General features: G+C 43.9%; 19 protein-coding genes, 1 tRNA gene and 1 pseudogene. 12 read left to right on the top strand and 9 right to left on the bottom strand.

The features are described from left to right. Window positions 1-134: 134 nt before the first annotated feature. The 5 genes and pseudogenes from AAW31_RS22875 to AAW31_RS13265 all read right to left on the bottom strand — a co-directional run bounded on the left by AAW31_RS22875 (window position 135) and on the right by AAW31_RS13265 (window position 3,052). Entirely contained in the window at window positions 135-596 is a 462-nt protein-coding gene (locus AAW31_RS22875; protein ID WP_235264376.1) for a hypothetical protein, read from the bottom strand. Between the two features lie 27 nt (window positions 597-623). Next, window positions 624-1,331 (bottom strand): annotated as a pseudogene (locus AAW31_RS23745) (patatin-like phospholipase family protein); the annotation flags it as partial. A gap of 300 nt (window positions 1,332-1,631) precedes the next feature. Then, a complete protein-coding gene (locus tag AAW31_RS13255; protein ID WP_046850579.1) occupies window positions 1,632-2,063 on the bottom strand; it encodes a hypothetical protein in 432 nt (143 codons plus the stop codon). Continuing rightward, window positions 2,060-2,788 (bottom strand): recombinase family protein, encoded by a 729-nt coding sequence (locus AAW31_RS13260; RefSeq protein ID WP_235264378.1) that lies wholly within the window; start codon window positions 2,786-2,788, stop codon window positions 2,060-2,062. Before AAW31_RS13260 ends, AAW31_RS13255 begins: the two co-directional genes overlap by 4 nt. Window positions 2,789-2,863: 75 nt before the next feature. Beyond that, window positions 2,864-3,052, bottom strand: coding sequence for a hypothetical protein (locus AAW31_RS13265; RefSeq protein ID WP_200899638.1), 189 nt, complete (start codon window positions 3,050-3,052; stop codon window positions 2,864-2,866). Here AAW31_RS13265 and AAW31_RS20870 point away from each other — a divergent pair. Continuing rightward, window positions 3,042-3,296 carry a hypothetical protein gene (locus AAW31_RS20870; RefSeq protein ID WP_144412967.1) on the top strand — a complete coding sequence of 85 codons (255 nt, stop codon included), beginning with the start codon at window positions 3,042-3,044 and terminating at the stop codon, window positions 3,294-3,296. The genes AAW31_RS13265 and AAW31_RS20870 overlap by 11 nt on opposite strands. A 285-nt stretch (window positions 3,297-3,581) precedes the next feature. Here AAW31_RS20870 and AAW31_RS13270 read toward each other — a convergent pair. Together AAW31_RS13270 and AAW31_RS13275 are read right to left on the bottom strand one after the other, a co-directional pair. Further along, window positions 3,582-3,674, bottom strand: a tRNA-Ser gene (locus AAW31_RS13270). A gap of 64 nt (window positions 3,675-3,738) precedes the next feature. Beyond that, the gene (locus AAW31_RS13275) at window positions 3,739-4,971 is read right to left on the bottom strand and encodes an aspartate kinase (RefSeq protein ID WP_046850581.1); all 1,233 of its coding nucleotides are present in this window, start codon (window positions 4,969-4,971) and stop codon (window positions 3,739-3,741) included. Window positions 4,972-5,157: 186 nt separating this feature from the next. Between AAW31_RS13275 and AAW31_RS13280 the strand changes: the two genes are divergently transcribed. The 5 genes from AAW31_RS13280 (at window position 5,158) to AAW31_RS13300 (ending at window position 9,319) form a co-directional block, all read left to right on the top strand. Next, window positions 5,158-5,598: a hypothetical protein gene (locus AAW31_RS13280; protein WP_046850582.1), complete on the top strand. Its 441-nt coding sequence runs from the start codon at window positions 5,158-5,160 to the stop codon at window positions 5,596-5,598. Window positions 5,599-5,758: 160 nt separating this feature from the next. Beyond that, window positions 5,759-6,370 (top strand): ubiquinone biosynthesis accessory factor UbiJ, encoded by a 612-nt coding sequence (locus AAW31_RS13285; protein ID WP_046850583.1) that lies wholly within the window; start codon window positions 5,759-5,761, stop codon window positions 6,368-6,370. 93 nt (window positions 6,371-6,463) lie between these two features. Beyond that, complete coding sequence (gene ubiB / locus AAW31_RS13290) at window positions 6,464-7,990, top strand: ubiquinone biosynthesis regulatory protein kinase UbiB (RefSeq protein ID WP_046850584.1); 1,527 nt, start codon at window positions 6,464-6,466, stop codon at window positions 7,988-7,990. 248 nt (window positions 7,991-8,238) lie between these two features. Continuing rightward, window positions 8,239-8,547, top strand: coding sequence for a (2Fe-2S) ferredoxin domain-containing protein (locus tag AAW31_RS13295; RefSeq protein WP_046850585.1), 309 nt, complete (start codon window positions 8,239-8,241; stop codon window positions 8,545-8,547). Between the two features lie 139 nt (window positions 8,548-8,686). After that, the gene (locus AAW31_RS13300) at window positions 8,687-9,319 is read left to right on the top strand and encodes an alpha/beta hydrolase (protein ID WP_235264379.1); all 633 of its coding nucleotides are present in this window, start codon (window positions 8,687-8,689) and stop codon (window positions 9,317-9,319) included. A gap of 19 nt (window positions 9,320-9,338) precedes the next feature. Here AAW31_RS13300 and AAW31_RS13305 read toward each other — a convergent pair whose 3' ends face one another. Next, a complete protein-coding gene (locus AAW31_RS13305; RefSeq protein ID WP_046850587.1) occupies window positions 9,339-10,241 on the bottom strand; it encodes a LysR family transcriptional regulator in 903 nt (300 codons plus the stop codon). Between the two features lie 210 nt (window positions 10,242-10,451). On the opposite strand from AAW31_RS13305, the gene AAW31_RS13310 reads away from it, so the two are divergent. The 5 genes from AAW31_RS13310 to AAW31_RS13330 all read left to right on the top strand — a co-directional run bounded on the left by AAW31_RS13310 (window position 10,452) and on the right by AAW31_RS13330 (window position 15,949). Beyond that, window positions 10,452-11,873, top strand: coding sequence for a form I ribulose bisphosphate carboxylase large subunit (locus AAW31_RS13310; RefSeq protein WP_046850588.1), 1,422 nt, complete (start codon window positions 10,452-10,454; stop codon window positions 11,871-11,873). A 68-nt stretch (window positions 11,874-11,941) separates the two neighbouring features. After that, window positions 11,942-12,298: a ribulose bisphosphate carboxylase small subunit gene (locus AAW31_RS13315; protein ID WP_046850589.1), complete on the top strand. Its 357-nt coding sequence runs from the start codon at window positions 11,942-11,944 to the stop codon at window positions 12,296-12,298. Between the two features lie 121 nt (window positions 12,299-12,419). Continuing rightward, entirely contained in the window at window positions 12,420-13,223 is an 804-nt protein-coding gene (locus AAW31_RS13320) for a CbbQ/NirQ/NorQ/GpvN family protein (protein ID WP_046850590.1), read from the top strand. A gap of 43 nt (window positions 13,224-13,266) precedes the next feature. Continuing rightward, window positions 13,267-15,594 carry a nitric oxide reductase activation protein NorD gene (locus tag AAW31_RS13325; protein ID WP_046850591.1) on the top strand — a complete coding sequence of 776 codons (2,328 nt, stop codon included), beginning with the start codon at window positions 13,267-13,269 and terminating at the stop codon, window positions 15,592-15,594. Between the two features lie 52 nt (window positions 15,595-15,646). After that, entirely contained in the window at window positions 15,647-15,949 is a 303-nt protein-coding gene (locus tag AAW31_RS13330; RefSeq protein ID WP_046850592.1) for a hypothetical protein, read from the top strand. 62 nt (window positions 15,950-16,011) lie between these two features. Here AAW31_RS13330 and AAW31_RS13335 read toward each other — a convergent pair whose 3' ends face one another. Further along, window positions 16,012-16,419, bottom strand: a complete 408-nt coding sequence (locus tag AAW31_RS13335; protein WP_046850593.1) for a hypothetical protein — start codon at window positions 16,417-16,419, stop codon at window positions 16,012-16,014. A 57-nt stretch (window positions 16,420-16,476) separates the two neighbouring features. Between AAW31_RS13335 and AAW31_RS13340 the strand changes: the two genes are divergently transcribed. Continuing rightward, a complete protein-coding gene (locus tag AAW31_RS13340) occupies window positions 16,477-18,279 on the top strand; it encodes an ABCB family ABC transporter ATP-binding protein/permease (protein ID WP_046850594.1) in 1,803 nt (600 codons plus the stop codon). Window positions 18,280-18,550 lie beyond the last annotated feature (271 nt).

An 18,550-nucleotide genomic window follows, 5' to 3' on the forward strand; every position in this document is an offset into this window, starting at 1 on the left:
AACGCTCAAAATTCAAAATAGAGTGACCTCGATTATCTTGGAAGAGCGCAAGGCTTTAAATGGACGAAACCATCCGGCGTTCGGGCAGGCCACTATCGGCCGATTCGGGCCAAGAGTGGCCATGCTATCTGGCTTCACGGCTGTTCCCTATCCAGCGGTCGTTTTGGATAAGGAAGACGCCCAGGCTGCTCGCCCGGAATCACGTGTGAACGAAGCCCGGTGTCACACATAGCGTAACCCCAGTTGATCAAGCGCTCTTGGAGATCATCGTCCATTTCATCCAGTCGTGTCGGTATCGCTGCAAGTTTACGGGTTAGGTCGAGGTCCACAGGGATGGGACTGGCTACCGGATAGTCATGGATGTTGCTTCGAATGCCGACGTACATCCCACTGCGGCTGCCGTTCTTGAATGAATCGATGACTTGGCGCTTGCGCAGGGAACGAATCTGGTTGTCAATGACGTCGAGGACGCGCAGCGTGTGTCGTGCCCAGTCAGTCGGTGGAGTTGAGTCGGCTCCCAGATGACTGCCCGCATCACTGACCAGGATGGTGGAATAACGTTTCCAGGCGGTTTCCAGCCCTAAATTGTCATACACCCCTCCATCGCTGAGTTGAATCTCATCGCGGAAGTCATCTTCGGCCAAATCATTACCCTGGTCAGTGACCCACTTCTCGTGGTGCAGGTCGATGGTGCAGGGAGACAGAAACGGTGGAAACGCCGAGGAAGCAGCACCCGCAACAGCTAGCGAGAGATCAGGATGATTGATCCGGCCCACCCTGTAATCAGCGAGGTATCGTTTGCTGAACCGCATGAGTACGCCCGACTCGAGGTTGGTTGCATTGATCACGAATGTGGGTTCATCCGGTAAGTCCTGGAGAGTCGTTTTCGCAAATAAATGCTTGCGGTAGGCTTTAATGGCACGGTCCGAGATCGACGTAAATGGGAGTCCAATGCCAGCGAGTACGGAGGTCAAGTCGATGCTCTCCCTTGCCATTGCTCGAAGGGGGTCCACCACCTGCGGCACAAACATCTCGGCTACCCCGTTCTGGTTAAAGGTCAGGTGCTGCCAGTTCATCGCGAGTACCCCTGCGGTAATAGACCCGCCGGAAACACTGGAAACCCTGTTCAGCTTGGCAAGTATACCCACCTCGTTGAGTCGCCAGAGCACTCCAATGTGAAACAGCATCGCCCGGTAGCCCCCGCCGGATAGGCATAGGGCGGTGCCCTCCTCCAGCTTCTTTGCTGTCTCATTACTGATGTGCCTGACAGGTTGGTCGGTGGCATGTAACTCATTGGGTGCTGGCAGCGGACTCTGCTTCTCTGCGTTCATGATTCCTCCCTTAAACTCTATCTATTAGTTTAGGATTATTGGGCTCCATGGTCTGTACAGATTGCGCGTTGAAACGGCGTTAATGACCATATTGCCTGCAGTAGCGCCAAAACGCTTGCTAAACTCCAAGAGCCAGGTGATTGGAAAATGAAATGCCTTACTAATAAAGTGAAATATACGTACAACCAGATGGAGAGTCAAACTCACTCTTGAACGTCCAAACGAAACTATTTTTGATGAAAGTAGAAATGACTCGACTACTATTCTAGAAAAAACAGCAAAAACTCCTATACCTGATGCTTATTTGATCCTTTCCCACTGTTTATCCCACAATACCGGCGGATCAACCGTCAGATCGAACAAGATAATATTATCTGGCAAAGTATCATCCAGAATCGCAGCGACAATATCCGGCGCAAGCGTAGTTAAATTGACCATGCGACTGACGTAGCTGCTATCTACCCCTTCCCGGGCAGCAATTTCCCTCAAAGATTTGACTTCACCCGATTCCAGCATGGTATGCCAACGGTGGCCTCTAGCCAGGGCCAATTGCAGTGTTGTCACCACCGTGTGGTCCCGAGGTCGAGCCTTTGCAGTTTCGCCGTTGGGCAACGTGACCAGCTTGCGTCCACTTCGACGTTTGATCTGAATTGGTATCGACAGGGTCAGTCTGCCATCACTTGCCTGGAGAATGTCCGGCTCGCCTGTTTTGTGGATTCTGATATCACTCATACCATTGCCTCCTTTTCCTGCTCAATTGACTTCGGACTCATTTCCAGCACCAGCCGCTCTATACCGTTGGCACGAAGCCGTACTTCTAGATCGTTGGGTGATACGATCACCTTTTCAACCAGAAGCTTTACGATACGCGCCTGCTCCGCCGGAAACAGCTGCTCCCAAATCGCATCGAGCCGCGTCATCGCCACAGTCACTTTTGCCTCTTCCAATGTTGGGTCAAGCTTGATCGCCTGGGGTATCACTTCACTTAGCAGATCTGGTGCTCGCAGTATTGCTCGCAACTGGTCAAGCACTGCTGATTCCAGCTCTGCGGCTGGCAGACGCGGCAATCCTGATGCACCCGCATGCTCCTTAGTATCATGCTGCGGAATGTAGTAACGGTAGCGGCGCCCATTCTTTTTGGTCGTGTGCCATGGGGACAAAGCTCGCCCATCATTGCCAAACACGATCCCTTTGAGCAGATACGGCACCTTTGATCGTGTATCGTTGCCGCGAACTCGACTATTGGTAGCAAAGATGGCGTGCACCTTATCCCACAGCTCACGGTCGATGAGAGGTTGATGCTCGGCCTGATACCACTGCTCCTTATGTCGCAATTCCCCCAAGTAAGTGCGATTGTTGAGTATTTTGTATATTAAACTCTTATCGATCAGTCTACTCTGACGGACTTTGGCATCCTGAGTTACCCAAGATTTTTTGTGGCGGCGCTTCCCCTTCAATCGCGTAGCTGGATTTAGAATCTTTGAGCAGCAGGAAAGCTACTGTTCGAGCCAGGATATCGGCAGAAATTCTGCCTACGACTTCCTGTGCCCGCTCAGCAAGATTGCTGGCCACGTACTGTTCTTCAGTTCTTTAACCAAGGTTGTACTGGAACCGAGTTCAGCAAAACGCTGGAAGATATGCCGAATAATCTTGGCTTCGCGCTCGTTAGGTACCAGTCGACGATTTTCCACATCGTAGCCGAGTGGTAGAATGCCACCCATCCACATGCCCTTGCGTTTACTGGCGGCGATCTTGTCACGGATGCGCTCGCCAGTCACTTCTCTCTCAAATAACTTCGATCATCATGGAGAAAACCTCCAGGCAGTTAGTGAACTAAAACAATACTGCCAATCTCGATGTTATTCATCAGGTGCCTCCGAGCAAAGCAAGAGACATTCCCGCCGCAATAGCCGTGATAGTCATGGTCGTCAGCGAATGGTATTCAGTTTTCAGAAGGGAGTTTGATGACAAAATTGTTTTCAGCGTAATGCAGATAATTACTGAAGCCGAGGGTTGGTTTACTGCTGTAAGCTGGCTTTAGACTAGATTAATACGGCTGACTACAACAGATCGAATTCTTACCAGTCAATGTTAGATCCCATTCAGATTAATTTCTGAAGCTGCCAGCTCAAATCCAGAGCTTTTATAGGTGATATGTAGTTAGGTTTTGTATGGCAGTACGGTAGTAAGTACGGTAGAAATATTTAATAGATTAAATTCAATCTATAATCAGCCACTTATCTAGGCAAGTGGCGGAGAGAGAGGGATTCGAACCCTCGATAAGCTTTTTGAGCCTATACTCCCTTAGCAGGGGAGCGCCTTCGACCACTCGGCCATCTCTCCTTGAGAGCCGCAAGGATAACGGGTTAAAAATGTCAGGTCAAATTTTTTATGATTTTTTGCAGCTTTATTGGGCCCGATCTAGATCAAAAGCCTTATGCAGAACCCTGACTGCAAGTTCCATATATTTCTCGTCCACTACTACTGATATCTTAATTTCTGAAGTTGAAATCATCTGAATATTAATTCCTTCCTCAGCCAAGACACGAAACATCTTACTAGCAATACCCGCATGCGAACGCATGCCCACACCTACTACTGAGACTTTAGCAATTTTATCACCACCAATGATATCTCGTGCACCAATATGAGGCAAAATCTTATCCTTCAATATACCCATTGTATTGGTAAATTCGCTACGATTAACAGTAAAGGAGAAATCAGTAGTTCCGTCGTGGCTTACATTCTGAATAATCATATCCACGCCAATATTGGCATCAGCAACAGGACCAAGAATTTGGTAAGCAACACCCGGATGATCTGGTGCACCCAGTATGGTTATTTTTGCTTCATCGCGATTAAAAGCAATGCCTGAAATTACAGCCTGTTCCATAATATTATGATTTTCCTCAAAAGTAATCAGTGTGCCTTCTCCTTCTTCTTCAAAGCTAGAAAGCACTCTGAGCTTAACTTTGTATTTGCCGGCAAATTCAACTGCACGTATTTGTAATACCTTAGAACCGAGACTGGCCATTTCGAGCATCTCTTCAAAGGTAATTGTTTTTAATCTTCTTGCTTCTGGTACGATACGAGGATCGGTTGTATAAATACCATTAACATCTGTGTATATTTGGCATTCATCAGCTTTAAGCGCTGCTGCAAGCGCCACGCCAGTAGTATCCGACCCCCCTCGCCCTAGCGTAGTTATATTATTAGCTTCATCAATGCCTTGAAAACCGGCAACTACCACAACGTATCCCGCTTTAAGATCAGATCGAATTCTGTCTTCATCTATTTTTAGAATTCGTGCTTTGGTGTATGCGTTATCAGTTAATATTCTAACTTGTGCGCCTGTATAACTCTTGGCTTTAACATTAAGCTCTTTCAATGCCATCGCTAATAATGCAACGGTAACTTGTTCACCAGTAGAAACCATTACATCTAATTCACGAGGATCAGGATTAGTTTGAATTTCTTTAGCTAATGTGATTAGGCGATTAGTTTCTCCGCTCATAGCAGAGACCACTACCACTAATTCGTGACCCTGAGCATAGTATTTAGCAACACGTCGGGCTACATTTTTGATACGCTCGGTACTACCAACCGATGTCCCACCATATTTTTGAACGAAAAGAGCCACTGAATTACCCGATCTTACTTAAAATGAAAATAATCGAAACTAATTTTAATTTTACACATTTCTTAAAAAGAACACTATCTCCTTACTATAAATTCAAATAAAAAATCACTTGCGAAATCGTTATGTTGGCTTGTAATATGCCAATAAGGACTTTCATCATGTTGATACTAACTCATAACAAAAAACATGGCCGATCAGAAATATATCATCAGGCAACAGGATAAAAATACTGCGGTAAACTTTATTGATGATCAGATAGCGAGTAAATCATATTGGTTAACTGTAGATGATACTCAACGCCTAAGTGCTGAGCGTGAATATCGAGATGCGAAACACGATTCTATAACACTTAATAAATGGTGCCAAAAATGGTTGAATGAAACCCAGTGGGTACAGCTAATAAATGTGATTTGTATTGAAAGGAATCGCATTGAAAGTCAAAAGCATAGATCACCACTCAAAGTTATTAGTATAACGCATACAGCATGGCAAATTCTTTCCGAATTAGCAAAACATGATGATATGACCATTTCTGAAGTCATCATCAACAGATTGGGAAGTAGCCGGTTAGATCCATATAATGGCACAGAGCTTAGTAATTATAGTAATAATTCAAATCAATCCTGAAACAATATCCACTAATACGTGCTTTAACCATTTTGGATAAAATTAATTCGAAATTACGTTATCACAATAAGTTCTACGATAAGATAAGCAAGCTCTTAGCTTAAAAATAACCTCATCACTTGCGCAGCATGACTAGCAAGTTATAATTATTCAATTACTTATGTTACCATCTATTGCCATTGCTGCTTTTAATCATGTATTAGACGGAGAATCATGGGCATGCAGGCGTCTACAATCTTTCGCAGGTAAATCTTTCCATCTTTCCATTTTCCCACTCATTGATGTGAACATAGTGATACAAACTGATGGTAAATTAGCCATAGCCCCGCCGGCTGGTACCAGTACAGACACTACCCTTAGTGTCGCGCCAAGCTTGCTACCTCGTCTGATTTCTCACGATGAAAGCGTTTTTCATGAAATCAAGATTACGGGAGATACCTTATTTGCGAATGAATTACTATCCACTGCCAAAAATCTGCATTGGGATATCGAGCAAGATATAAGCGTCATTTTTGGCGATGTGCTTGCTCACCGCTTGGTTGAAACCGGGAAAAATTTAATTCATTGGCAATCAGAAAGCATGCTTAATCTACCTCAAGTGCTGACCGAATATCTTACAGAAGAAAAATCTATTTTACCCAACCAATTTCACATGGATCGCTTTACTACTGAATTAAACTCATTACAAGATCACGTGACACACTTGGAAAAACGAATTTATCGTTTAATTAGTTTATTACCCATCAAAGCAGAAAAAAATATTTCTTTATAAATAAGGAGTAATAAAGCGACTCGGAAAAGAGTGAATAATAATTGGTCATCTAATCGACCTATTATTCAGGTTCTTTGTCAGCCATAAGAATAAATGCTTATTTTTCGCTTCTTAAAAATTATTCTAATCGGATTTCGTTTTGGCTTAGATGACATTTTACTTAGCCATCCTCGTTTGCGATTATTGAGACCAGTCTTCACGTTAATACCTTTCAGAGCACGTCTCAAATTACCCCGCGCGGTGCGTTTACGTCTGGCGCTGGAAAAATTAGGGCCTATTTTTATCAAATTTGGCCAAATGCTCTCGACTCGTCGGGATTTATTAGCTCAGGATTTCGCTGATGAACTGGCAAAACTTCAGGATCAAGTCCCTCCGTTTCCTTCAGATTTAGCCATTACCACTTTAGAAAGCGTTTATGAAAAACCCATCGATCAAGTATTTTCTAAATTCCAGAAAGAACCCATAGCCAGCGCATCAGTCGCTCAAGTTCATTTTGCAACTTTATACGACGGTACGAAAGTTGCCGTTAAAGTTTTACGCCCCGATATTGCGCCTGTTATTTCGCACGATATTGCCTTGATGGAAACAGGTGCATGGTTACTTGAAGCTATCTGGCCAGATGGTAAACGCTTAAAGTTACGTCAGGTAGTAGTAGAATTTGCACGTCATTTAGCAGATGAGCTTGATCTCATTCGCGAAGCATCCAACTGCAGCCAATTGCGACGCAATTTCTTAGATTCTTCCTTATTATTCGTGCCAGAAGTTTATTGGGATTATTGCCATTCAGAAGTCATGGTTATGGAACGCGTGCAGGGTATTCCTATTAGCCATGTCGACATCCTCCGTAAGCATAGTATAGATATCCCCCAGCTAGCACGTGTTGGTGTTGAAATTTTTTTTACTCAGGTATTTCGGGATGGTTATTTTCATGCCGACATGCATCCAGGTAATATTTTTGTTGGATTGGATGGACGCTATATTGCAATAGATTTTGGCATTATGGGAACGCTCAGCGATGAGGATAAAAATTATCTGGCACAAAACTTTCTAGGCTTCTTCCGTCGTGACTACAGACGTATAGCACAAGCGCATGTCGAAGCTGGCTGGGCACCAAGAAATACACGGGTTAACGATTTTGAGGCGAGTATTCGCGCTGTTTGTGAACCCATTTTTGATAAACCGCTGAAGGAAATCTCTTTTGGACGTGTTTTATTACGATTGTTTCAGGTTTCACGTCAATTTAATGTAGAAATTCAACCTCAACTTGTCTTATTACAAAAAACCCTGCTCAATATTGAAGGACTTGGGCGTGATCTTGATCCCGATCTTGATTTATGGAAAACAGCGAAACCATTTTTGGAAAGCTGGATGTCGGAGCAAGTAGGTTGGCGAGGCTTGGAAAGCCATATTCAAAAAGAAGCGCCTAATTGGGCGAAGATGCTGCCAGAAATTCCACGCTTGATACACTATCAGCTAGGCCGAGAACGTGCTCAAATAATGGAAGATAGGCTCACTGAACTGGTCGCGCAAGAAAAAAAACAAAGCCGCTTGCTCGCCCTAGTAGCCGTATTGCTTGCGGCCCTGCTTGCTACCCTGGTATTCACACAGTTCTATCTTTAAAATAAAAAATTACATTTGCTAACTCCTATTTTTGAATGATAAGGTTATAGTGCTTCTTGAAGTTGTAGCCATGTAATTTAGTGCTTTGCTAATTAATCGTATAATACGATTAATTATGTTAGCCTACGTCAGCTCTGATCAATCCTTTATCTTGGTAAAGCAATTCCAATAATGCCTCAAATATTGAATTACAAACAGAGATGGCAGCATAGCCAGTTTTGAATTGAAATCAAATTGAGATTGCTCCGATGACTTATTATCATAAACATGTTTTTTTCTGCGTCAATCAACGCAAAGCCGGTGAAGCCTGCTGTAATGATCATAACGCCCAAGCAATGCGTGATTATGCGAAAGATCGTATTAGTGCACTTAACTTGAGTGGTAAAGGAAAAATCCGCATTAACAACGCTGGCTGCCTTGATCGTTGTAACGAAGGACCTGTCATTGTGATCTACCCGGAAGATATCTGGTACACCTATATTGACGAGGAAGATATTGATGAGATTATTAATGAGCATTTGATCAACGGCCGTATTGTTGAACGTCTAAGAATATGAATTTTGCCGCATCTACTTTCATCAGATATACTCCGCGCGGCCACAGATGCGGAAAATAGAAATGCGAAAAACTCTTATAATTTAAGGCCTTCAATACCTTTAAAATCCGCAATTGTTACCGCGCTGAGTATAGATAGATTTGAAAACATCGATTGAACATAAGTTATTTGTTAACGGCCCGGTTGGCAAGTTGGAAACGATGGTCTTAGTTCCAGCTTCTGAACCTTGCGGAATTGCCATCATTGCTCATCCACACCCGCTTTACCATGGCAATATGGATAATAAAGTCGTATATATTCTCTCTAAGGCATTGATTGAATCAGGTTATATCACCGTTAAATTCAATTTTAGAGGAGTGGGTGCGAGCGAAGGAAATTATGCCGAAGGTATTGGCGAAGTGGAAGATGTGCTGGCGGTCGCTCAAGCTATCCGTCATCAATATGACATTGCCCCCTATCCATTACCATTATTACTCGCGGGTTTTTCCTTCGGTGGAGCGATACAAACCTACGCCGCCCAACAACTTAACCCCCACAAACTGGTGCTCATTGCACCTTCTGTTGATCGCCTGAATGCGCCCGCTGTCAACAACCATGCCGATAGCGTACTCATCGTACATGGCGACCAGGATGATATTGTTCCTCTGCGCTCTATTCTTAAGTGGGCCACACCGCAAACAATTCCAGTGATCGTCATTCCAGGAGCTGAACATTTTTTTCATGGTAAACTCACCACTCTTAAGCAAGTAATTTTAAATGCTTGCCAAGTGTAGCTTATCCTTTGTAGTTCTTTCAGGGCATTAAACCTGATGCTTCTTTCAGCAAAAAATCTTTGAATGTCTTCGCTACATTTGAAAAACGCTTATTTTTACGATGGACGATATACCAATAACGCATAATTGGAAACCCTTGTACATCCAGCACTTTGAGTCGGTTTGCCTCCAACTCCAATTCGATTGTATGTTGTGACATGATACCCAACCCCATGCCTGCTTGAACGGCTTGTTTAATTGCTTCAGTAGTATCCGCCTCCATCCCTCTGTGGATTTTGATCTGCTGTTCTGCAAAAAACCGCTCCATCGCACTGCGTGTTCCAGACCCCGGCTCACGTACCAGAAAAATTTCCTGTTCAAGGCGTTTTACAGGAATTTGCTGCTTATCACACAGGGGATGATTAGGCGGCGCAATGATGACCAGTGGATTTTCCATAAAAGATTCAGAGATGATATCTAACCCTTCAGGAGGTTGTCCCATAATTGCCAGATCAGTTAAATTATCTGCCAAATGTTTTAGTACAGTTTCTCGGTTAGAAACGTTAAGGCTCACTGTCACGCCGTGATAGCGCTGATAAAATTTGGCTAATAAGTGCGGAGCAAAATAATTAGCCGTACTCACTACTGAAATATTCAATTTACCCCGCTCCAATCCTTTCAACTCATCCAGAGCAAGCTCCATATCAGCCAATTGCTGTGCAATCGCACGGCTATACTGATACAACTCCTGCCCTGCTTCAGTCAGATATATCCGCTTGCCCATTTGTTCAAATAAAGGAAGCGCTACATTATCTTCAAGTTGCTTGATCTGGATCGAAACAGCAGGTTGCGTCAGGAACAGCTCCTCGGCAGCCCGAGAAAAACTTAAATGACGGGCGACCGATTCAAATACTTTCAATTGACGAAGAGTAATATGCAACATAGACTAAAAATTGAGAGTGAATAAAGGGGTTATTTGATATATAAATAATATCTTATCATAATCATCAAAATTATTAATTTGCTCTTATGTTTAATTCTTAATATAGTAGTTACTGACTTACGAATAGTCTTTTTTAATAATATTTCGTCCTGTTTTTTTCTCTAACTGGAGGAATTATAGGCAGGACTCCCACTAACAGGAGATAGTAAGATGGCTGTTAAAACCTATAGTGCCGGTGTTAAAGAATATCGGCAAACCTACTGGGAACCCGACTATAACGTTCAAGATACCGATATCCTGGCCTGCTTCAAAATCACTCCTCAACCCGGTGTTGACCGTGAAGAAGCAGCAGCGGCAGTTGCTGCTGAATCCTCCACTGGAACCTGGACGACAGTATGGACTGACCTATTGACCGATTTGGATTACTATAAAGGACGCGCCTACCATATCGAAGACGTGCCTGGCGATGATACTTGTTTCTATGCATTTATTGCCTATCCGATTGACTTATTTGAAGAAGGGTCAGTCGTTAATGTATTTACCTCGCTAGTCGGTAACGTGTTTGGCTTCAAAGCAATTCGTGCATTACGTCTTGAGGATGTCCGCTTCCCGATCGCCTTTGTAAAAACCTGTGGTGGCCCACCCTATGGTATTCAAGCTGAACGTGACAAGCTCAATAAATATGGTCGTGCCTTGTTGGGTTGCACTATCAAACCTAAATTAGGCCTCTCTGCTAAGAATTATGGTCGTGCTGTTTATGAGTGCCTGCGCGGTGGCTTGGATCTCACCAAAGACGACGAAAATATTAATAGTCAGCCTTTCATGCGTTGGCGCCAACGTTTTGAATTTGTGATGGAAGCCATTCACAAAGCAGAACGCGAAACCGGTGAACGTAAGGGCCATTATCTCAACGTAACGGCGCCTACCCCTGAAGAAATGTACAAACGTGCTGAATTTGCCAAGGAATTGGGCGCACCTATCATTATGCATGACTATCTGACAGGTGGTTTCACTGCAAACACAGGTTTGGCTAACTGGTGCCGGAATAATGGCATGCTGCTGCACATCCATCGTGCTATGCACGCTGTACTGGATCGTAACCCTCATCATGGTATCCATTTCCGCGTATTGGCTAAAGCCTTGCGTCTATCCGGTGGTGATCATCTGCACTCTGGAACTGTAGTCGGTAAACTGGAAGGTGATCGTGAAGCAACCTTGGGTTGGATTGACATTATGCGAGAATCCTTTATCAAGGAAGATCGTAATCGTGGTATTTTCTTTGATCAGGATTGGGGATCCATGCCTGGTGTATTCCCAGTTGCTTCAGGCGGAATTCATGTTTGGCACATGCCAGCACTTGTTGCAATTTTTGGTGACGATGCATGCCTGCAGTTTGGTGGTGGAACATTAGGGCATCCTTGGGGTAATGCAGCAGGTGCTGCAGCCAACCGTGTAGCGCTGGAAGCCTGCGTAGAAGCCCGTAACGAAGGCATACCAATTGAGAAGGAAGGCAAAGCTATTCTGACTCAAGCTGCCAAACACAGCCCAGAACTTAAGATCGCCATGGAAACATGGAAAGAGATCAAGTTTGAGTTCGATACCGTCGACAAGCTGGACGTAGCACATAAATAAGTAGCCTACTTGTTTCTCTGAATTAGGATAATTCAGAGAAACTTTTACTGATTATCTGGAGTTTAAGAATGTCTGAAATGATTGATTATAAGAGTCGTCTGAGCGATCCAGCCAGCCGGAAATTTGAAACCTTTTCCTATCTGCCTGCATTGAGCGAGGAGCAAATCAGGAAACAAGTTGAGTATATCGTGAGCAAAGGCTGGAACCCTGCGGTCGAGCACACTGAGCCAGAATACCTCATGAGTAATTACTGGTATATGTGGAAATTACCTATGTTCGGCGAAACGGATGTAGATCGTATTCTTGCAGAGGCTGAAGCATGCCATAAAGCAAACCCAAATAATCATGTTCGCCTGGTTGGTTATGATAATTTCTCCCAAAGCCAGGGCACAGCGATGGTTATTTACCGCGGTAAAACTGTTTAATCGCACAGCACGGGATATCCGTTTTATCAGCCCCCGTTGCTGAAAAGTAACGGGGGTCTTATTTTGTACTGAATTATCAAGAATATGATCTACGCCTTACGTGTTAACGCTGGAGAATGAAATGAGCGACGCTATCGAGCAATACCTGATCAAAAATGAACCTTACTACCATCCGGTTGCTGATGAAGTAACGCTGTATGAAGCAGCTTACTCAGCCAGGATACCGATGATGCTTAAGGGTCCTACTGGCTGTGGTAAAACCCGTTTTGTTGAATTCATGGCATGGAAACTCAAGAAACCCCTTATTACCGTAGCTTGTAATGAAGATATGACCGCTTCTGATTTGGTGGGAAGGTTCTTGCTGGATGCACAAGGTACACGGTGGCAAGATGGACCATTGACCACTGCTGCGCGCTATGGTGCGATTTGTTATCTGGACGAAGTAGTTGAGGCCAGGCAGGATACCACTGTCGTCATCCATCCTGTAACCGACAGCCGCCGGATATTGCCTTTAGAAAAAAAAGGCGAGTTAATCAATGCACATCCTGATTTTCAGCTAGTTATTTCCTACAATCCTGGTTATCAGAGTTTGATGAAAGATCTGAAACAATCTACCAAGCAGCGCTTTGGGGCATTGGATTTTAATTACCCAGATCATGACACAGAAACAGAAATTGTGTCACATGAATCTGGTATTGATAAAGCCATCTCCACCAAGTTAGTATCAATCGCGGAACGTGCCCGCAACTTAAAAGGGCATGGGCTGGACGAAGGAATTTCTACTCGCATGCTGATCTATGCAGGTAACTTGATTGCCAAGGGTGTGGAAGCTCACGCTGCATGCCGCGTAGCACTCGTTCGCCCTATCACGGATGATCCTGATATGCGCGATGCACTGGATGCAGCCGTAGCGACCTTTTTCTAATTAGAAATTCATTTTCTTTAGACTCATTTTTACAAGATACGGTATGAGCGTTAACCTGACTGACTACAAAGAGTTACTGGAATCATTGCCATCAGAATCCATGTCATTGCTTGAGAATACTTGGCATGATGCGACCAAAGTTTTCTCACCCCGAGGACTTGATAATTACTTGAAAGGAGCGGCTGCTCTGCAAGGACTGGGACGTGGACGCTCACTGGTGGACACATGGGTTGATGAAGCTCCGCAGGTTGCTAAAGAAGTCGGTGAAGATGTCATCAGTGACCTTGCAACTACGGCTTTGATGCTTGCATCGAAAACCTCTGGAGCCGTGATTGAACTTATCATTGCAACAGCTGTTACTGCAGCCAAGAGGCTCGGCGACGAAGATTTATTTCGTAACTATCTTCAGTTTGTCAGCACCCTCGTTGCTCAGGCACCTCGCGGCGTTCGTCCGATGCTGGATAAACTCGATATTTTACTCGGCCAACTGACGCTTGGCGGCCTGCGTCGATGGGCATTATGGGGAGCACATGCTCATCGCACCAATTACGGGGAACAGATCCAGTATTTCAGTTTAAGCTCAAAGGAATCACAGGCAGTTCTCCAAAAAGAAAGAAAAGGCACGCTATTTGTTGATATCCAGCGCCGCATCAACATTTACTTACGTGCTTTGTGGGCTCGTGATTTCTTTATGCGCCCTACCTCAGGAGACTATGAAACTCGTCAAGGTTATCGACCTTATATTGAAAATTACCTTATTCATCTACCTGATGCCTATGACGCTCATGGTGAAATTGCAGCAAGTGAAGTATACCGTGCTGCAGCTGCACATGCAGCAGCGCATCTGGTAGAAACGAAGTCTCCTATTTCTGCCGAGGCCCTGAATCCGTTACAAATGGCGGTTATCTCAGTTATTGAGGATGCCAGAGTAGAAGCGCTCTCAATCAAGCGCTTCCCAGGTTTGCGCCAGATCTGGTCAAGCTTGCACGATGCAACGCCTGACATGAAAACTACAATCGGTGATTTTCTCAATCGGTTGGCACGTGCACTGCTCGATCCTACTTATGAGGATAACGATGATTGGGTGATGGAAGGCCGTTCCTTATTTACTCAAGCGCAGGGGCGCTTGGAAAATAATCAGACTTCTTGGGACATCGGCGTCCAGCTTGCCCACAAGATCATGGACAAGAGAATCGCGTTCAATCCCCGCACCGATATTTTGACAGCACCTTATCTGGACGATAATCGCTATTTCTGGAAATTCGAAGAATTCGATTTTGAACAATCGCTAACCGCTGGCTATGAAGAGCCCAAACAAATACGCAAGTACGTCAGTGTCATGGAGTTAGCTAATGAAGTCGATGTCGAAACGGCTGGGGATGATGCCCAGGAAATCTGGGTGATGGGAACAGAGTTCTTTCCTTATGAAGATAGCGGCGTTTCTTACAACGAACTGGAAGGTAAAGAACCTGTCTCCCCACCCTATCATTACTCAGAATGGGATTACCAAATTCAGCTGGAACGCCCTGCATGGGTCACGGTTCAGGAAAAACGGGCTAAATTGGGCGATATTCAAACAATTGATAACATTGCTGTTCAATATAAGCGTGAGATTTCGCGTATGAAATTTTTGCTCGACGCCATGCAGCCACAAGGGGTGCAACGTATCAGAAAACTGGAAGATGGCGACGAAATCGATATCAATGCAGCGATTCATTCCACGATTGATATTCGCATGGGCCTGCAGCCTGATCCTCGTATCATGATGCGCTCTGTCCGTAAAATACGTGATATATCCGTCTTAGTGCTGCTTGATTTGTCTGAATCCACCAATGATAAAGTCTCTGGGCAGGATTTTTCAGTGCTGGACTTAACCCGCCAAGCGACTGTATTGCTCGCCGACGCCATCAATAAAATTGGCGATCCCTTCGCGATTCATGGGTTTTGTTCAGACGGCCGGCATGATGTGGAGTATTATCGATATAAAGATTTTGATCAGCCGTATAATGAAATTCCAAAAGCCAAGCTGGCAGGCATGGCAGCACAACTGTCGACGCGTATGGGTGCTGCTATTCGACATGCCAGCTATTACCTGAAATCACAACGATCCAGCAAGAAACTATTACTGGTCATTACCGATGGCGAGCCTGCAGATATTGATGTGCGTGATCCTCAGTATCTGCGTTATGATACTAAAAAAGCTGTGGAAGAAGCTGGTCGTGCAGACATAATCACCTATTGCATGAGCCTGGATCCGCGTGCCGATCAGTATGTTTCACGTATCTTTGGTGCGCGTAATTATATGGTAGTTGATCACGTAGAGAGATTGCCAGAAAAATTACCGTTACTTTATGCAGGATTAACTCGGTAAATTTTTTATTTGGTAAATACTACACATACTTTTATGCTTTTTTATCAGTAGGATGAACGAACAATTTTACGTGGGTATTAATGAAGATATACATGGCGGTCTAACCCATCTCGGACGCATCGTCATCGATGCCTGGATTTTTGGCATCTTGCCAGAATCAGAAACATGTGCAGGCTGGAGCCAGTCACAAATGCAGAACCTATATGAAAAAGTTTATGCCGCATGGGAGCCATATGCTCATTTGCCTAGCCGCTTACCAGCCGATTTACAACAACGGCATATTAAGCTTTATTCACAAATTATCAATGTTGCAAAGAGTAAAGGGTGGAATGCAGAACTAGGTGAGGATGACTGAACGTAAATAGAAAGTACGTTTAAACCTGTGCTCACCACGAACACGTGATGAGCACTTAGTCATTAACTTTGAGCGACAGGAAATTTGATTACTCGTGCAGGCGTTTTGGGTATCTGCTTATCGGCAAGTAATTGCAATGCTTTTGGAAATTCCTTCTGAAGCCTTAGCATAATATCTGCTTGATTCTCTCCATAATAAACTACTTCATATGCCACCGGCTGACCAAGATTAGTGCGATCTTGGGAGTGGAAATTCTGCCATGCAATGTCAATCCAGCATTTACGTTCGCCATCGATAAAAATGAATTCTTCCTTGTCCAGAATAGCCAAGTATTGCATGGACCGAATGGGAACAAATAGATAATCATCAGCACAACGAGTAAGTAGCTGGCGTGCTAGGTTATAAGTGCTAGCAGGTAGAAAATGAGATTCCCGCTTGATCTCAGTATCGCGATAACAAGTAATCTCCATTTGTCAATTCTCCTTCTATAATTTTTGAGATTAGATTGGAAAAGAAACCTTTAATTCATGCGCGCCACACCTTCGAATAAATTACCTTCCAGCCGTCATGATTGGAAAACTATCCGCTCGCTCTTACCCTATTTATGGGAATTCAAAGGGAGAGTCATTGCTGCTTTAATGTTACTGCTTCTGGCCAAACTTGCCAACGTCAGCGTGCCTTTAGTGCTGAAAGAAATTATTGATACGCTTAATCAACCCCTAGTCACCTTACCGTTATTTCTTTTAATTACGTATGGTGTTTTACGCTTTTGCAGTACCTTATTTGGCGAACTGCGTGATGCTGTTTTTGCCAAAGTTACACAGCGTGTAATCCGACGCGTAGCCATCAAGACTTTCAGTCATTTACACGCCTTATCACTACGTTTTCATTTAGCACGACAAACCGGCGGAGTATCACGCGATATCGAGCGCGGTTCGCGTGGTATATCTTTCTTATTGAATTTCATGCTGTTCAATATTTTGCCTACCCTACTGGAAATCGGGTTGGTCATGCTCATTCTAATTAGTCGGTATGATATCTGGTTTTTTATCATTACCCTGCTCACATTGCTAGCCTATATTGCGTTAACGCTCTTCGTCACCGAGTGGCGCATGATTTTCCGCCGCACCATGAACGATATGGACTCCAAGGCTAATACCCGGGCGATCGACAGTTTACTGAATTACGAAACGGTTAAATACTTTGGTAATGAAACCTTAGAAACTCAGCGATATGACGAGCACTTACAGCAATGGGAAAAAGCAGCAGTTCGCAACCAAACTTCTTTGGCCGCGTTGAACAGCGGGCAAAGCGCTATTATTGCAATCGGAATGACCTTCCTGATGCTGTTAGCAGCCGATAAAGCCATCACTGGAGAAATGTCATTGGGTGATGTGGTTTTAGTCAATGCTTTTCTATTACAGCTTTATATGCCTTTACATTTCCTTGGCTTCGTTTATCGTGAGATCAAGCATTCCCTGGCAGACATGGAAAAAATGTTCAGTTTATTGGACGAGCGCCAAGAAATAACGGATCGACCAAACGCGATTGAACTTCCAGCCAATTCTGCTACTGTTACGTTTGAGCATGTGGGCTTTAGCTATGAAATCAATCGCCAAATCTTGTTTGATGTCAATTTCAGTATCCCTGCTGGACACACTATTGCAGTGGTAGGACCTAGTGGCTCAGGAAAATCAACGCTCGCACGTTTGCTTTTCCGTTTTTATGATGTCACTAATGGCAGGATACTTATTAATGATCATGATATACGCAACGTAACACAAGAAAGCCTAAGAGCAATGATTGGGATTGTGCCGCAAGATACTGTCTTATTTAATGAAAGCATCTTCTACAACATTGCTTATGGGCGCTCAGATGCTACCCATGAGGAAATCCTTGCTGCAGCCAAGTCAGCACATATTCACGACTTTATTGAAAGTCTGCCTGATCAATATGAAACACAAGTCGGCGAAAGAGGACTTAAGCTCTCTGGCGGTGAAAAACAGCGGATTGCTATTGCGCGTGCAATTCTCAAAAAACCAACCATACTTATTTTTGATGAAGCTACATCAGCGCTAGATTCAAAAACAGAGAAAAAAATACAAAGAGAATTGAAGCAATTAGCCAAGAATCGTACTACGCTCGTTATTGCGCATCGTCTTTCTACTATTATTGATGCTGATCAAATTTTAGTCATGGATAATGGCTACATAGCCGAGCGCGGAACCCATCAACAGCTTCTTACGATAAATGGTATTTATGCCCATATGTGGGAGCTTCAGCAGCAAGAAGAACTGATTCTGCCTCATGAGCACAGAATGATAAACTGATTATCCCGGCTATCACGTAAAATTGAAATCAAAATCAAATATTAATAAATGTTTTAGCTTACGGTTTGGTACTTCAATGACATCAGTGTATATATTTAGAACAGCAAATAGATTACCTGTACTCTTTTTCCATAAGAAAGCCAGCCAGCTCTAGCTTACCAAATCATCATTTAATACATGGGCAATCTCTCCGCAGCCACATGATAGATAAATCCTCTCATGATCTAAATTTCCCCCATTTAGTATTTCATGCAAAATAATTATCAAGTAA

Origin of the sequence: Nitrosomonas communis, from assembly GCF_001007935.1 — a bacterium.
Classification (GTDB): domain Bacteria; phylum Pseudomonadota; class Gammaproteobacteria; order Burkholderiales; family Nitrosomonadaceae; genus Nitrosomonas; species Nitrosomonas communis.

Coding starts and splice junctions, on each gene's coding strand:
- AAW31_RS13310 (WP_046850588.1), top strand. CDS start 10,452: ATGGCTGTTAAAACCTATAGTGCCGGTGTTAAAGAATATCGGCAAACC.
- ubiB (WP_046850584.1), top strand. CDS start 6,464: ATGCTTATTTTTCGCTTCTTAAAAATTATTCTAATCGGATTTCGTTTT.
- AAW31_RS13315 (WP_046850589.1), top strand. CDS start 11,942: ATGTCTGAAATGATTGATTATAAGAGTCGTCTGAGCGATCCAGCCAGC.
- AAW31_RS13325 (WP_046850591.1), top strand. CDS start 13,267: ATGAGCGTTAACCTGACTGACTACAAAGAGTTACTGGAATCATTGCCA.
- AAW31_RS13255 (WP_046850579.1), bottom strand. CDS start 2,063: ATGAGTGATATCAGAATCCACAAAACAGGCGAGCCGGACATTCTCCAG.
- AAW31_RS13330 (WP_046850592.1), top strand. CDS start 15,647: ATGAACGAACAATTTTACGTGGGTATTAATGAAGATATACATGGCGGT.
- AAW31_RS13265 (WP_200899638.1), bottom strand. CDS start 3,052: ATGGGTGGCATTCTACCACTCGGCTACGATGTGGAAAATCGTCGACTG.
- AAW31_RS13305 (WP_046850587.1), bottom strand. CDS start 10,241: ATGTTGCATATTACTCTTCGTCAATTGAAAGTATTTGAATCGGTCGCC.
- AAW31_RS13285 (WP_046850583.1), top strand. CDS start 5,759: ATGTTACCATCTATTGCCATTGCTGCTTTTAATCATGTATTAGACGGA.
- AAW31_RS13320 (WP_046850590.1), top strand. CDS start 12,420: ATGAGCGACGCTATCGAGCAATACCTGATCAAAAATGAACCTTACTAC.
- AAW31_RS13340 (WP_046850594.1), top strand. CDS start 16,477: ATGCGCGCCACACCTTCGAATAAATTACCTTCCAGCCGTCATGATTGG.
- AAW31_RS20870 (WP_144412967.1), top strand. CDS start 3,042: ATGCCACCCATCCACATGCCCTTGCGTTTACTGGCGGCGATCTTGTCA.
- AAW31_RS13295 (WP_046850585.1), top strand. CDS start 8,239: ATGACTTATTATCATAAACATGTTTTTTTCTGCGTCAATCAACGCAAA.
- AAW31_RS13280 (WP_046850582.1), top strand. CDS start 5,158: ATGGCCGATCAGAAATATATCATCAGGCAACAGGATAAAAATACTGCG.
- AAW31_RS13335 (WP_046850593.1), bottom strand. CDS start 16,419: ATGGAGATTACTTGTTATCGCGATACTGAGATCAAGCGGGAATCTCAT.